Origin of the sequence: Gryllotalpicola koreensis (assembly GCF_039538185.1) — a bacterium.
Classification (GTDB): Bacteria; Actinomycetota; Actinomycetes; order Actinomycetales; family Microbacteriaceae; genus Gryllotalpicola; species Gryllotalpicola koreensis.
Window position 1 is genome coordinate 397977 of the sequence record NZ_BAABBW010000002.1, and the last position, 13075, is coordinate 411051.

General features: G+C 71.1%; 16 protein-coding genes. 15 read left to right on the plus strand and 1 reads right to left on the minus strand.

The features are described 5' to 3' along the window. Nucleotides 1-921, plus strand: coding sequence for a methionyl-tRNA formyltransferase (fmt, locus tag ABD708_RS06840; RefSeq protein WP_344753375.1), 921 nt, complete (start codon nucleotides 1-3; stop codon nucleotides 919-921). Beyond that, nucleotides 918-2300: an RsmB/NOP family class I SAM-dependent RNA methyltransferase gene (locus ABD708_RS06845; protein ID WP_344752614.1), complete on the plus strand. Its 1383-nt coding sequence runs from the start codon at nucleotides 918-920 to the stop codon at nucleotides 2298-2300. Before fmt ends, ABD708_RS06845 begins: the two co-directional genes overlap by 4 nt. A gap of 126 nt (nucleotides 2301-2426) precedes the next feature. On the opposite strand, the gene ABD708_RS06850 is transcribed toward ABD708_RS06845, so the two are convergent. Continuing rightward, nucleotides 2427-2915, minus strand: a complete 489-nt coding sequence (locus ABD708_RS06850) for a DUF2087 domain-containing protein (protein WP_344752616.1) — start codon at nucleotides 2913-2915, stop codon at nucleotides 2427-2429. A 23-nt stretch (nucleotides 2916-2938) separates the two neighbouring features. Here ABD708_RS06850 and rpe point away from each other — a divergent pair, with 23 nt between their 5' ends. The 13 genes from rpe to trpA all read left to right on the plus strand — a co-directional run bounded on the left by rpe (nucleotide 2939) and on the right by trpA (nucleotide 13045). Then, nucleotides 2939-3601: a ribulose-phosphate 3-epimerase gene (gene rpe / locus ABD708_RS06855; protein WP_344752618.1), complete on the plus strand. Its 663-nt coding sequence runs from the start codon at nucleotides 2939-2941 to the stop codon at nucleotides 3599-3601. A 14-nt stretch (nucleotides 3602-3615) separates the two neighbouring features. Beyond that, nucleotides 3616-3879 (plus strand): phosphoribosyl-ATP diphosphatase, encoded by a 264-nt coding sequence (locus ABD708_RS06860; RefSeq protein WP_344752620.1) that lies wholly within the window; start codon nucleotides 3616-3618, stop codon nucleotides 3877-3879. A gap of 47 nt (nucleotides 3880-3926) precedes the next feature. Further along, nucleotides 3927-4766: an ATP phosphoribosyltransferase gene (hisG, locus tag ABD708_RS06865; protein WP_344752622.1), complete on the plus strand. Its 840-nt coding sequence runs from the start codon at nucleotides 3927-3929 to the stop codon at nucleotides 4764-4766. A gap of 13 nt (nucleotides 4767-4779) precedes the next feature. Next, nucleotides 4780-5544 carry an imidazole glycerol phosphate synthase subunit HisF gene (hisF, locus tag ABD708_RS06870; RefSeq protein WP_344752624.1) on the plus strand — a complete coding sequence of 255 codons (765 nt, stop codon included), beginning with the start codon at nucleotides 4780-4782 and terminating at the stop codon, nucleotides 5542-5544. Further along, entirely contained in the window at nucleotides 5541-5903 is a 363-nt protein-coding gene (gene hisI, locus ABD708_RS06875) for a phosphoribosyl-AMP cyclohydrolase (RefSeq protein WP_344752626.1), read from the plus strand. Before hisF ends, hisI begins: the two co-directional genes overlap by 4 nt. Then, a complete protein-coding gene (locus ABD708_RS06880) occupies nucleotides 5900-7447 on the plus strand; it encodes an anthranilate synthase component I (protein ID WP_344752628.1) in 1548 nt (515 codons plus the stop codon). The genes hisI and ABD708_RS06880 overlap by 4 nt, the downstream gene beginning before the upstream one ends. Continuing rightward, nucleotides 7444-8097, plus strand: coding sequence for a Trp biosynthesis-associated membrane protein (locus tag ABD708_RS06885; RefSeq protein WP_344752630.1), 654 nt, complete (start codon nucleotides 7444-7446; stop codon nucleotides 8095-8097). Before ABD708_RS06880 ends, ABD708_RS06885 begins: the two co-directional genes overlap by 4 nt. Before the next feature lie 435 nt (nucleotides 8098-8532). Further along, entirely contained in the window at nucleotides 8533-8976 is a 444-nt protein-coding gene (locus tag ABD708_RS06890; protein WP_344752632.1) for a GNAT family N-acetyltransferase, read from the plus strand. Nucleotides 8977-9143: 167 nt separating this feature from the next. After that, nucleotides 9144-9944, plus strand: coding sequence for a nucleotidyltransferase domain-containing protein (locus tag ABD708_RS06895; RefSeq protein ID WP_344752634.1), 801 nt, complete (start codon nucleotides 9144-9146; stop codon nucleotides 9942-9944). 40 nt (nucleotides 9945-9984) lie between these two features. Next, nucleotides 9985-10233 (plus strand): HGxxPAAW family protein, encoded by a 249-nt coding sequence (locus ABD708_RS06900; protein ID WP_344752636.1) that lies wholly within the window; start codon nucleotides 9985-9987, stop codon nucleotides 10231-10233. Nucleotides 10234-10238: 5 nt separating this feature from the next. Then, nucleotides 10239-11012, plus strand: coding sequence for an indole-3-glycerol phosphate synthase TrpC (gene trpC / locus ABD708_RS06905; RefSeq protein WP_344753377.1), 774 nt, complete (start codon nucleotides 10239-10241; stop codon nucleotides 11010-11012). A gap of 24 nt (nucleotides 11013-11036) precedes the next feature. Next, entirely contained in the window at nucleotides 11037-12251 is a 1215-nt protein-coding gene (gene trpB, locus ABD708_RS06910; protein ID WP_344752638.1) for a tryptophan synthase subunit beta, read from the plus strand. Continuing rightward, a complete protein-coding gene (gene trpA / locus ABD708_RS06915; RefSeq protein WP_344752641.1) occupies nucleotides 12248-13045 on the plus strand; it encodes a tryptophan synthase subunit alpha in 798 nt (265 codons plus the stop codon). Before trpB ends, trpA begins: the two co-directional genes overlap by 4 nt. Nucleotides 13046-13075: the final 30 nt, after the last annotated feature.

Consider the following 13075-nt stretch of genomic DNA (forward strand, 5'->3'; position numbering starts at 1 on the left):
CTGCGCATCGTCTTCGCAGGAACCCCGCCCGTCGCGGTTCCCGCCCTCGATGCCCTCGCCGCGAGCCGCCATCCCGTTGTCGGAGTCGTCACTCGCGACGACGCACCCCTCGGCCGCAAGCGCGCGCTCACGCCGTCGCCCGTCGCGGCCCGCGCCGCCGAGCTCGGCCTGCCGACCATCAAGGCGAACCGGCTGCGCGAGGCTGAGACCGAGGCCGTCGCCGCGCTCGAACCCGACCTCGGCGTCATCGTCGCCTACGGCGGGCTGCTGCGCGCGCCCATGCTCGCGGCGCCGCGGCTCGGCTGGATCAACCTGCACTTCTCGCTGCTGCCGCGGTGGCGCGGCGCGGCGCCCGTGCAGCGCGCCGTGATGGCGGGGGACTCCGAGACCGGCTCCGCCGTGTTCCAGCTCGTCGAGGAGCTCGACGCCGGCGACGTCTTCTCGCTGGAGCGGCGCGCCATCGGGGCCGACGAGACGGCCGGAGACGTGCTCGAGGCGCTCTCCGTGAGCGGCGCCGCGCAGCTGGCATCCGTCGTCGATGCGATCGCCGACGGGCGCGCGGTCGCGACCCCGCAGACCGGCGCGCCGACGCTGGCCGCCAAGCTCACCCTCGATGACGCGCGGCTCACGCTGACGGATGCCGGCGATGCGGTCTACGCCCGACTGCGCGGCGTCACGCCCGAGCCCGGCGCCTTCGTGCTCGTCGGCGGCGAGCGATTCAAGATCCACGCCGCGCGCCTCTCCCGGGGCGCGGAGCGGCTCGCGCCCGGCGCGTTCGGCGCCCGTTCCGGCCGCGTCTACCTCGGCACCGCGACCTACCCGCTCGAACTGCTCACGGTGCAGCCCGCGGGGAAGAAGGCGATGGCCGCGGCCGACTGGTGGCGTGGCCTCAAGCTCACGGAAGGACTGATGGCGGAATGAGCGACCTGCCCCGCACGCCGAGCCCCCGCCGCATCGCGTACGACGTGCTGTCGGCCGTGCGCGAATCGGATGCCTACGCCAACCTGCTGCTGCCGGTGCGGCTCGAGCGCTCGGGCCTGTCGTCCGCCGATGCGGCGCTCGCGACCGAGCTCACCTACGGAACGCTGCGCATGCGGGGCTACTACGACGCCGTCATCCGCATCGCCGCGCATCGCGAGATCGACCAGATCGAGCCGGCCGTGCGCGACCTGCTGCGCCTCGGCGCGCACCAGCTGCTCTCGATGCGCGTGCCATCGCACGCCGCCGTCAATGAGACCGTCACCGTCGCGGCGCAGGCGATCGGCCGCGACCGGGTCGGCTTCGTCAACGGCGTGCTGCGCGGGATCGCCCGCACCAAACCCGAGAAATGGCGCGAGCGCGTGCTCGCCGATGCGGGCTCGCGCGACGAGGCGATCGCCGAGCTCGGCTCGCACCCCGTGTGGATCGTGCGCGCGCTGCGCCAGGCGCTCACCGCCGAGCGCCGCCCGCGCACCGACGTCGAGGCCGAGCTCGAGGCGCTGCTCGAGGCCGACAACACCGCGCCGCGCGTCAACCTGGTCGCGCTGCCCGGCGGACCGGGCGTTCCCGACGGCGCCGAGCCCGACCCGTACTCGCCGTACGGCTTCACCATGCCCGGCGACCCGTTCCGCCTCGTGCGCGACTCGGGCGGCTGGGTACGCGTGCAGGACGAGGGCTCGCAGCTCGCCGCTCTCGCGCTCGTCGCCGCGCGGCCGGTGCGGGCGGGGGAGCGCTGGCTCGACCTGTGCGCGGGGCCCGGCGGGAAGGCCGCCGTGCTCGGGGCCGAGGCGCTGCGCGGCGGGGCGAGGCTCGTCGCCAATGAGATCGTGCCCGCCCGAGCCGGGCTCGTACGCAACGCCGTCACGCCGCTCGGCGATGCCGTCGAGGTGGTGGAAGGCGACGGGCGCGGCATCCCGGCCGAGCACGCCGGCCAGTTCGACCGTGTGCTGCTGGACGCGCCCTGCACCGGACTCGGCGCGCTGCGCCGCCGCCCCGAGTCGCGCTGGCGTAAGCAGCCGCGCGATGTCGCCGAGCTCGAACGGCTGCAGGCTTCGCTGATCGACGCGGCCGTCGAGGCGCTGCGCCCGGGCGGCATCCTCGCCTACGTCACCTGCTCGCCGCACCTCGGCGAGACGCGCATCGCCGTCGCCGAGGCGCTGAAGCGCCACCCCGGCGTGCTCGAGGAGCTGCCGACGCAGGAGATCCTGCAGGGCGCCGTGAAGCAGCCGCTCGATCTCGCGGGCGACCCCGCCCAGGTACAGCTGTGGCCGCACCGGCACAACACCGACGCGATGTTCATCGCACTGCTGCGCAAGGCGTAGCCCGCGATCGGGGTGCCTCGCTGCGGTTGCGCTACCAGGATCCGCTTTGCGCTACTCGGATCCGAGGCGCGCAATGCGGATCGCAGTAGCGCACGCGAAACGGATCAACGAGAGCGGCGCTCCGGCTCAGTCCTCCGCGAGGGCGTACGACGAGCCCGAGCGGGTGCGCACCAGCAGCCCGAAGTCGACCAGGTAGCGGCGCAGCACCGCGACGTCGTCATGGAAGGACGCCAGCCGCTCATTGACCTCGCGCTCGTCGAGCACCTCGCCCACACGGAACGCGCGACCCGCGACGAGGGCGAGCAGCTCGCCTCGCTCGGTCTGCGATGCGGGGTACCGGTCGATGCGGCCCCCGCGCAGGAACCGCTCGGGCCCCGTCGGCTGGGGCGCCACGGGCGCGGCGGCGAGCGCCTCGGCGAACACCGAGGAGCGGGGTGCGGATGCCTCGTCGAGGAGCCCCGCGCCGCGCAACCCGTCGAGCACCTTCCGCCGCCGTGCGGGGGAGAGCCCGGCCGTGGCATCCGTCTCGTCCGCCCCCAGGACGAGCCGTGCCCACGTGAGCCGCATGTCGGGGTTCGCGAGCGCCGCGACGACGCGCCGCCATTCCTCAGCCATGCCCCAAGGCTAGGCTCGATCGCATGGCCGCCCGCATCAACCCGAGCATCCTGTCCGCCGACTTCGTGAACATGCAGCGCGACCTGGAGCGCATCGCGAGCGCCGACTACGTGCACGTCGACGTGATGGACAACCACTTCGTGCCGAACCTCACCTTCGGCCCGCAGATGGTCGAGCGGGTGCAGGCGACGAGCCCGGTGCCGCTCGACGTGCACCTGATGATCGACGATCCCGATCGCTGGGCCCCGCAGTATGCGGAGATCGGATGCTTCTCCGTCACCTTCCACGCCGAGGCGGCCACCGCGCCCGTTACGCTCGCCCGCACCCTGCGCAAGCTGGGCGCCCGTGCCGGCATCGCGCTCAGCCCGAAGACCGATGTCGGGGCCTACCTCGAGCTGCTGCCCGAGTTCGACCAGGTGCTCGTGATGACGGTCGAGCCGGGTTTCGGCGGGCAGAAGTTCCTGCCCCACGTGATGTCGAAGCTCACCCGGCTGCGTGAGGCGGCGGCTCGACTCGGCACCGACGTGTGGCTCGAGGTCGACGGCGGAGTGACGGAGGAGACCATCGGGATCGCGGCGGATGCCGGCGCCGACACCTTCGTCGCGGGCTCCAGCGTCTTCGGCGCGAGCGACGCGGCCGCCGCGATCGAGGGGCTGCGCAGCGCGGCATCCGCTCACGTGCACTAGGTAGGCTTAGCTGCGTGAAGACCTTCGACGACCTCTTCGCTGAGCTCAGCGAGAAGGCCACGACCCGCCCTGAGGGCTCCCGCACCGTCGCAGAACTCGACGCGGGCATCCATCAGATCGGGAAGAAGATCGTCGAAGAGGCCGCCGAGGTGTGGATGGCCGCCGAGTACCAGAGCGACGCCGACTTCGCCGAAGAGGCGAGCCAGCTGCTGTACCACCTGCAGGTCGCGGTGCTCGCGAAGGGGCTCACCCTCGAGGACGTCTACCGACATCTGTGAATCGGATGCCTGATCAGACGACCCTCGACCCGGAAAGACCTACCCCCATGCTCAGAATCGCCGTGCCCAACAAGGGCGCCCTCGCCGAGACGGCCGCGGAATACCTCAAGGAGGCCGGCTACAACGGCCGCCGCGACCCCAAGGAACTGATCGTCGCGGACCCGAAGAACGACGTCGAGTTCTTCTACCTGCGCCCGCGCGACATCGCGACCTACGTCGGCAGCGGTGCTCTCGACGTCGGCATCACCGGCCGCGACCTGCTCATCGACTCGGGCTCCGACGCCCACGAGGACGAGCCGCTCGGCTTCGCCGTCTCGACCTTCCGCTTCGCCGGCCCCGCCGGAGCGTTCCAGACCCTCGACGACCTGCGCGGCAAGCGGCTCGCGACCAGCTACCCGGTGCTCGTCGGCGGCTACCTGGCCGAGCGGGGCGTCGAGGTGCATCTCGTCAAGCTCGACGGCGCCGTGGAATCCGCGATCCGTCTCGGCGTCGCCGACGTGATCGCCGACGTCGTCGAGACCGGCAGCACGCTGCGCAAACAGGGGCTCGAGGTGTTCGGCGAGCCGATCCTGCGCTCAGAGGCCGTGCTCATCGCCGGCCCCAACGAGGCCCCGGGCCTCGGCACCCTGCACCGCCGCCTCGAGGGCGTCATGGTCGCCCGCCGCTACGTGCTGATGGACTATGACCTGCCGAGCGAGCTGATCGAGCAGGCGACCGCCATCGCCTCCGGCATGGAGTCGCCCACGATCTCGCCCACCCGCGACCCCGCGTGGGTGGCCGTGCGCGTGATGATCCCGCGCGACGAGATCAACCACATCATGGACGCGCTCTACGAGCTCGGCGCCCGCGCGATCCTGGTCACGCCGATCCACGCGGCCCGGCTGTGAGCGGGGTGCTGTCATGAGTGTCGCCGTCCGCGTCATCCCGTGTCTCGACGTCGCCGACGGGCGCGTCGTCAAGGGCGTCAATTTCCTGAACCTGGCGGACGCAGGTGATCCAGTGGAGTTGGCTCGGCGGTATTACGAGCAGGGCGCCGACGAGGTCACCTTCCTCGATGTCACCGCGACGGTCGAGGGTCGCGCCACCACCTACGACATGGTGCGCCGCACGGCCGAGCAGGTGTTCGTGCCGCTGACCGTCGGCGGGGGAGTCCGCTCGCCCGAAGACGTCGCCAAGCTGCTCGCGCACGGCGCCGACAAGGTGGGCGTCAACTCGGCCGCGATCGCTCGCCCAGGTCTGATCGGCGAGATCGCCGATCGCTTCGGCGCCCAGGTGCTCGTGCTCTCGCTCGATGTGAAGCGCAGCCCGCGCACGGATTCCGGCTTCGTCGTCACCACACACGGGGGGCGCACCGAGACGTCTCTCGACGCGCTCGCCTGGGCACGCGAGGCGATCGAGCGCGGCGCGGGCGAGCTGCTCGTCAACTCGATCGACGCCGACGGCACCAAGGCCGGCTACGACCTCGAGCTCACGCAGGCGATGCGCGAGCTGTCCCGGGTTCCCGTGATCGCGAGCGGCGGCGCCGGCAAGCTCGCCGACTTCGTGCCGGCCGTCCAGGCCGGGGCAGACGCCGTGCTCGCGGCATCCGTGTTCCACTACGGCGAGCTCACGATCGGCGAGGTGAAGGGCGAGCTGCGCGCCGCCGGAATCGAGGTACGGCCATGACGCCCCCTGACGTCGACACGATCCTGACCCGCGTGCGCTTCGGCAGCGACGGGCTCATGCCCGCGATCATCCAGCAGCACGATACCCGCGAGGTGCTGATGCTCGGCTACATGGACGCCGAGGCGCTGCGCCGCACGCTCACCGAGGGCCGCGTCACCTTCTGGTCGCGCTCCCGCCAGGAGTACTGGCGCAAGGGCGACACGAGCGGCCACGTCCAGTACGTGCGCCAGGCTGCCCTCGACTGCGACGGCGACACCCTGCTCGTCGAGGTCGAGCAGATCGGCGCGGCCTGCCACACGGGCGACCGCACCTGCTTCGACGCGGACCAGCTCGACCCGGCTGTGATCGAGGCCGAATGACGACGACCAGGTATGCCTTCGACGCGCTGCTTCCGGGGCATCGCGTCGTCCCCGTCGTGCGCGAGCTCTTCGCCGACGGCGAGACCCCCGTGGGGATCTACCGCAAGCTGGCGGCCGGGCGCCCAGGCACCTTCCTGCTCGAGTCTGCCGAGCAGGGCGGAATCTGGTCGCGCTACTCCTTCGTCGGCGCGAACGCCTTCGGCGTGCTGACCCAGGCGGCCGACAGCGCGGAATGGCAGGGCGACGGCCTCTCCGCGCAACGCGCGCTCGGGGCATCCGTCGACCCCGAATCGAAGCCGCTCGACGTGCTCGCCGCGCTCTACGCGCGCTGGCAGACGCCGCGCATCCCCGGCCTGCCGCCGCTCACCGGCGGGCTCGTCGGCTTCATCGGGTGGGAGGCCGTTCGGCAGCTCGAGCGCCTGCCCGACCAGCCGCCGGCCGACTTCGACGTGCCGGGCCTCGCCTTCAGCTTCGTCGCCGACCTCGTCGTCGTCGACCACCGCACGGGCGTCGTGCAGCTCATCGCGAACGCGCTCAATGACGGCGAGACGGATGCCGACGGGCTGTGGCTCGACGCGCAGCGGCGTCTCGACGCGCTGCAGTCGCAGCTCGCGCAGCCGCTCGAGGCCCAGCTCGCGGTCGTCGACCTCGCCGCCGAGCCGAGCCCCGAGAACCGCACCGCACGCGAGGACTACCTCGCCGCCGTCGAGCGCTCGAAGGACTTCATCACCGCGGGCGACGTCTTCCAGGTCGTCATCTCGCAGCGCTTCCAGCAGCCGGTGACCGCCGACCCGGTCGACGTCTATCGCGTGCTGCGCAGCCTCAACCCGAGCCCGTACATGTACCTGCTGCAGCTTGCGACGCCCGCCGGCGAGCCGTACACGGTCGTCGGCTCGAGCCCCGAGGCGCTCGTCAAGGTGGAGGACGGCCGCGCCTACTCGCACCCGATCGCCGGCTCGCGCCCGCGCGGCGCGACGCCAGAGGCCGACGCCGAGCTCGAGGCGAGCCTCATCGCCGACCCGAAGGAGCGTGCGGAGCACCTGATGCTCGTCGACCTCGCCCGCAACGATCTCGCAAAGGTCTGCCGGGCGGGCTCGGTCGAGGTCACCGAGTTCATGCGCGTCGAGCGATTCAGCCACATCATGCACCTGGTCTCGTCGGTCGAGGGCGATGTGCGGCCGGATGCCTCGGCCGTCGACGTCTTCCGCGCGACCTTCCCCGCGGGAACCCTGTCAGGCGCTCCCAAACCGCGCGCTCTCGAGATCATCGACGAGCTGGAACCTGCGCAGCGCGGCGTCTACGGGGGAGTGGTCGGCTACTTCGGCTTCGCCGGCGACGCCGACCTCGCCATCGCGATCCGGACGGCGACGCTCATCGGCGGCATGGCCTACGTGCAGGCGGGGGCGGGCCTCGTCGCCGACTCGGACCCGGCCAGCGAGTACGAGGAGTGCCGCAACAAGGCCGCGGCGCCCCTGCGCGCCGTCGCGGTCGCGAACGCGATGCAGCGGGTCATCTCGACAAGCTCGATACGGCGGCTCTCGTGACAGGCGGCCGCCTCAAGCTGCTCACGATCCTGGTGGTCGTCGTCGGCGCGGGCCTCGGCCTCGCCGGAGCGACGCAGACCTGGTTCACGGTGACGCTCACGAAGGAGGCCGGGCACCCGACGCCGATCGCCGTGAGCGGGTCGGATGCCTCACCGGCGCTCACCGCGCTGTCGCTGGCCGCCCTCGCCCTCGCCCTCGCCTTCGCCATCGCGGGCCGCGTGGCTCGCATCATCATCGGCGTCATCGGGGTGATCCTCGGCGCCACGGTCGTCTTCGCTGCTGCGGGCGACCCGATGCGCTCGACGGGGGTGCGCGACGCGGTCTCGGCGGCCACCGGCATCACCGGTGATTCGTCGGTGCACGACCTGTTCGCCTCGGTCGATGCGAGCGCGTGGCCGACGCTCGCACTCGTCGGCGGCGTCCTGATCGGGCTCGGCTCGCTGTTCGCGCTGATCACCGGCGGTCGCTGGCCGGGTGGCTCGCGGCGGTACGACGTAGCGACCGGTAACGGCGCGTTGCGCTTCGAGGATGCGGATGGCCAGGCATCCCCGGCTCCCAAGCGCGTCCCAGAGTCGCGCCCCGGCGACGCCGCCGTCGACGACTGGGACGAGCTGACCCGCGGCGACGACCCCACGGCCGACCCCGAGTAGGACGATGGGTGGTTGGTGTTCCATGCGATGCCTGCGAGCCAGAAGGTTCTTGTCGAGCTAGTGGGGGCTCAGGCGCGCCCGTTTACTCTGCGGCTCGACGCCGCACGCCGCGCGAAGCTTGACGAGGTGGCTCATGAGCGGCACACCACGCCCTCACAGCTCATGCGTGAACTCATCGACTCGTTTTGACTCCGCAAGACGTGGTCCACATGTGAACGCAACGGAAGAGATCTGGTCAATGCCTCGGCGTGTCCAACACGACGCGCCGCCGCCGTAGACAAATCCCTTCCGCCACGAATCGGCGTCGCGCGAGGCTCGCGACCGACCCCGTCCCGGAGAATGCCGATGTGCCGCTGCTGACGACACGGTGAGCCGGCCTGCTCGCGAACCGTCGGCCGCTCATCGCCGTCGGCCCAGCGCCGATAGTCTCGACGGATGGTCGACATCGCCCCCGTACGCCCCGACGATCGCGCCGAATGGCTTGAGCTCTTCCACGGCTACCTCACCTTCTACGAGGCGACCCTCGACGAAGCCACCATCGAGAAGACCTTCGCCCGCGTGATCGACCCGGCATCCGAGATCCAGGGGGCCATCGCCCGCGGCGAAGACGGGACGGCGATCGGCCTGGTCCACTGGCTGACCCACCCCGCGACGTGGACGAGCACGGACTACTGCTACCTGGAAGACCTCTTCGTCGCCCCCGTCGCGCGCCGTAACGGAGCCGGGGCGGCACTGATCGAGCACGTCCGGGCCTGGGCCGAGCAACACGGCTCTGCGAAGGTCTACTGGCTGACCGCAGAAAGCAACTCGACGGCCCGCTCGCTCTACGACCGAGTGGCCACGCGCACCGGCTTCATCCAGTACCAGATCGCCCTGTAAGCGCCGCGGCTGCAGCCCGCCATCCGACCGTAGGTGGTGCGACGACAATAGATGCGGGAATCATCGCGTCCACCCCTCGTGCGGCGACAATAGATGCCGGAATCTGCGTGGCTTTCCGGCGCCTACTGTCGCCCGGCGAGATGCGGGCGCTCCGATAAGGTCCTCGCATGCGCGCTGTTCCGCCTGAGCTCGACCCGCTCGTCGTCGCCCGGATCGATGACCGCCTCGCGACCGTCGAGGCCGAGCAGCACGTCCGGGTGGCGTGGGCCATCGAGAGCGGCAGCCGGGCCTGGGGATTCCCCTCGCCGGACAGCGACTACGACTGCCGGTTCATCTACATCAGCCCTGTTGAGCGCTACCTCTCGCTGTGGCCACGCCGCGATGTGATCGAGACGCCGCTGGACAAGGTGCTCGACGTCAACGGCTGGGACCTCTCCAAGGCGATCGCGCTCATCACGAAGGGCAACGCCACCGCGATCGAGTGGCTGCGGTCACCCATCGTGTACGCCGGGGATGCGACTTTCCGCGACGACATGCTGGCGTTCGCCGACGAGGTCGTCGAGCGCGTTCACGTGGGTCGCCACTACCTGCACGTTGCGCGACAGCAGCAGGCCGGTGCGGCGACACTCAAGCGCTTCTTCTACGTGCTGCGCACCGCGACCGCCCTGCGGTGGCTGCACGAGCACCCCGAGGAATCGGTGCCGCCGATGAAGCTGCAGGCGCTTCTCGACGAGAGCGCGGTCGGCCCCGGCATCCGTAATGCTGCTCTCGACTTGATCGCGAAGAAGGCGCTCACCCGCGAACTGGGCGCCGGCTCGCCGCCGCCTGTTCTCGAGGCGTTCGTCGCAGGGGAACTGGAACGCGCCGAGCACTTCGACTCGGATCCCGTGGCCCGCCCCGCAGAAGAGCTGCGCGCTCTCGCGGACGCCTTCTTCCGCGCGGCGATCACGGAACCGGCCGACCTGTGACGCCCGGTAGACTTTTCCCAAGTTCGAGACCAGGAGAGACATGAGCGGCACCACGAACGCCCCCGAACACGAGGAACTCGGCGAAGGCCACTCGCCGGCTGCGTGGACGGCGGTGATCATCATGCTGCTCGGCTTCACCCTCGGCACCCTGTTCTTCTGGTTCGACCAGCCCTGGCTGGTCGCGTTCGTCGGCGGCGGCCTCGTCGTGATCGGCCTCATCGTCGGCTGGGTCATGAAGAAGGCCGGCTACGGCGTGGGCGGCGAGAAGTACCAGCCCAAGGGTCACTAATGTCCCTGCTCGCCGACCTCACGGCCGGCTCGGTCGCCGACGCGAACGCCCGCAAGGCCGCCCGACCGAAGTCGGCGGTCGAGAAGGCCGCGCTCGCGCAGGCTCCCGCGCTCGATGCGCTCGAGTGGCTCGCCCCCGCCGAGCAGGTCAAGATCATCGCCGAGGTGAAGCGCGCGAGCCCCTCGCGCGGCGACCTGTCGGAGATCCCCGACCCCGCGCAGCTCGCGGTGACCTACGAGACCGGCGGTGCGAGCGCGATCTCGGTGCTCACCGAGGAGCGCAGGTTCAAGGGCTCCCTCGCCGACCTCGAGGCCGTGCGCTCCGCCGTGAGCATCCCCGTGCTGCGCAAGGACTTCATGGCCACGGAGTACCAGATCTTCGAGGCGCGCGCCGCGGGCGCCGACCTCGTGCTGCTGATCGTCGCGGCGCTCGAGCAGAAGAAGCTCGCGGGCCTGCACCAGCTCGCGCGCGAGCTCGGCATGACCGCGCTCGTCGAGACGCACTCCGAAGAGGAGATCGACCGCGCGCTCGAGATCGGCGCAGGCCTCATCGGCGTGAACGCCCGCGACCTCACCAACTTCGAGCTCGACAAGGACCTGTTCGGCCGTGTCGCCGACCGCATCCCCGCCGGGGTCGTCCGGGTCGCGGAATCCGCTGTCCTCAAGCGCAGAGACGTCGCGCGCTACCGCGAGGCGGGCGCAGACGTCGTGCTGGTCGGCGAGGCGCTCGTCACCGACGGCGACCCGATCCGCACGCTCGAGAAGTTCCTGTCCGTCTGAGACGGACCCAGCTAAGGACCACCCATGACACTCCGCGAAGTCGCCGGACCCGATTTCGGCGCGTTCGGCGGGCGCTTCATGCCCGAGTCGCTGATCGCCGCGCTCGACGAGCTGACGGATGCCTGGCACGCCTCGCAGCAGGACCCGGGCTTCGCCGCCGAGCTCGCCGCTCTGCACAAGACCTACTCGGGCCGGCCCTCGATCATCACCGAGGCCCCGCGCTTCGCGCAGCACGCCGGCGGCGCCCGCATCATCTTGAAGCGCGAGGACCTCAACCACACCGGCAGCCACAAGATCAACAACGTGCTCGGCCAGGCGCTCTTGGTGAAGCGGATGCTGGGCAAGACGCGCCTCATCGCCGAGACCGGTGCCGGCCAGCACGGCGTCGCGACCGCGACCGCGGCCGCCCTGTTCGGCATGGAGTGCACCATCTACATGGGCGAGGTCGACACCGAGCGGCAGGCGCTCAACGTCGCCCGCATGCGCCTGCTCGGCGCCGAGGTCGTGCCGGTCACGACCGGCTCGCGCACCCTGAAGGACGCCATCAACGAGGCGTTCCGCGACTGGGTCGCCAACGTCGAGACGACGCACTACCTGCTCGGAACGGTCGCCGGCCCGCACCCGTTCCCCACGATGGTGCGCGACTTCCACAAGATCATCGGCGAAGAGGCGCGCGCCCAGGTGCTCGAGCTGACCGGCCGGCTGCCGGACGCGATCGCCGCGTGCGTCGGCGGCGGCTCCAACGCGATCGGCATCTTCCACGCCTTCCTCGACGACACCGACGTCAAGCTGTACGGCTTCGAGCCGGGCGGCTACGGGCTCGACTCGGGCAAGCACGGCGCCACGCTCGAAGAGGGCCGGCCGGGCATCCTGCACGGCAACAAGACGTATGTCCTGCAGGACGAGGACGGCCAGACCCTCGAGTCGCACTCGATCTCGGCCGGCCTCGACTACCCGGGCGTCGGCCCCGAGCACGCCTGGCTCAAGGATCTGGGCCGCGCCGAGTACCGCAACATCACCGACGACGAGGCGATGCAGGCGTTCCGGCTGCTATGCCGCACCGAGGGCATCATCCCGGCGATCGAGTCGGCGCACGCTCTTGCGGGCGCCATCAAGCTCGGGCACGAGCTCGGGCCCGACGCGCTGATTCTCGTGAATCTCTCAGGCCGCGGTGACAAGGACGTGGCGACCGCGGGGAAGTACTTCGGCCTGCTCGACGAGGGGGCCGAGCAGTCATGACCGACACCACGACCTCGCCGGTCGCGGCCGCCGTCGCGGGCGCCCGCGTGAGCCGCAAGGGCGCCCTGGTCGGCTACCTGCCGATCGGATTCCCCGACCTCACGACCTCGATCGACGCGGCGGTCGCCCTCGTCGAGGGCGGCGTCGACGTGCTCGAGCTCGGGCTGCCGTATTCCGATCCCGTCATGGACGGCACGGTGATCCAGGCGGCGACGCAGCAGGCGCTGTCGAACGGATTCCGCATTCGAGACGTCTTCGAGGCGGTGAGGCGGATCCGCGAGCAGGTCTCGGCACCCGCCCTCGTGATGACCTACTGGAACCCTGTGGTGCAGTTCGGGCTCGACCGCTTCGCCGACGAACTCGTCGAGGCCGGCGGCGCGGGGCTGATCACCCCCGACATCACGCCCGACTCGGCATCCGATTGGATCGCCACCAGCGAGCGCACCGGGCTCGATCGCGTGTTCCTCGCCGCGCCCACCTCGACCGACGAGCGGCTGCGGCTCGCGACCGAGACCTCGCGGGGCTTCGTGTACGCCGTCTCGACCATGGGGGTGACCAGCGCCCGGGCATCCGTCGACGACGCCGCGCGCGTGCTCGTCGGGCGGCTGCGCGAGGCCGGCGCCGACTCCGTGTGCGTCGGTATCGGCATCTCGACGGGCGAGCAGGTCGGCGAGGTGCTCGACTACGCCGACGGCGCGATCGTCGGCTCGATGCTCGTCAAGGCGCTCGCCGACGGGGGAGTGACCGGCGTCCGCGCCGCCGCCGCGTCCCTCGCAGCGGGCACCGCCCGCTGAGCGCCCGTAACAGAGCACATAGGCTCGCCC

Bases quoted from the DNA above. Each gene is read 5' to 3' on its own strand.
- ABD708_RS06845 (WP_344752614.1), top strand. From the start codon at position 918: ATGAGCGACCTGCCCCGCACGCCGAGCCCCCGCCGCATCGCGTACGAC.
- ABD708_RS06850 (WP_344752616.1), bottom strand. From the start codon at position 2,915: ATGGCTGAGGAATGGCGGCGCGTCGTCGCGGCGCTCGCGAACCCCGAC.
- rpe (WP_344752618.1), top strand. From the start codon at position 2,939: ATGGCCGCCCGCATCAACCCGAGCATCCTGTCCGCCGACTTCGTGAAC.
- hisG (WP_344752622.1), top strand. From the start codon at position 3,927: ATGCTCAGAATCGCCGTGCCCAACAAGGGCGCCCTCGCCGAGACGGCC.
- hisF (WP_344752624.1), top strand. From the start codon at position 4,780: ATGAGTGTCGCCGTCCGCGTCATCCCGTGTCTCGACGTCGCCGACGGG.
- hisI (WP_344752626.1), top strand. From the start codon at position 5,541: ATGACGCCCCCTGACGTCGACACGATCCTGACCCGCGTGCGCTTCGGC.
- ABD708_RS06880 (WP_344752628.1), top strand. From the start codon at position 5,900: ATGACGACGACCAGGTATGCCTTCGACGCGCTGCTTCCGGGGCATCGC.
- ABD708_RS06890 (WP_344752632.1), top strand. From the start codon at position 8,533: ATGGTCGACATCGCCCCCGTACGCCCCGACGATCGCGCCGAATGGCTT.
- ABD708_RS06895 (WP_344752634.1), top strand. From the start codon at position 9,144: ATGCGCGCTGTTCCGCCTGAGCTCGACCCGCTCGTCGTCGCCCGGATC.
- ABD708_RS06900 (WP_344752636.1), top strand. From the start codon at position 9,985: ATGAGCGGCACCACGAACGCCCCCGAACACGAGGAACTCGGCGAAGGC.
- trpB (WP_344752638.1), top strand. From the start codon at position 11,037: ATGACACTCCGCGAAGTCGCCGGACCCGATTTCGGCGCGTTCGGCGGG.
- trpA (WP_344752641.1), top strand. From the start codon at position 12,248: ATGACCGACACCACGACCTCGCCGGTCGCGGCCGCCGTCGCGGGCGCC.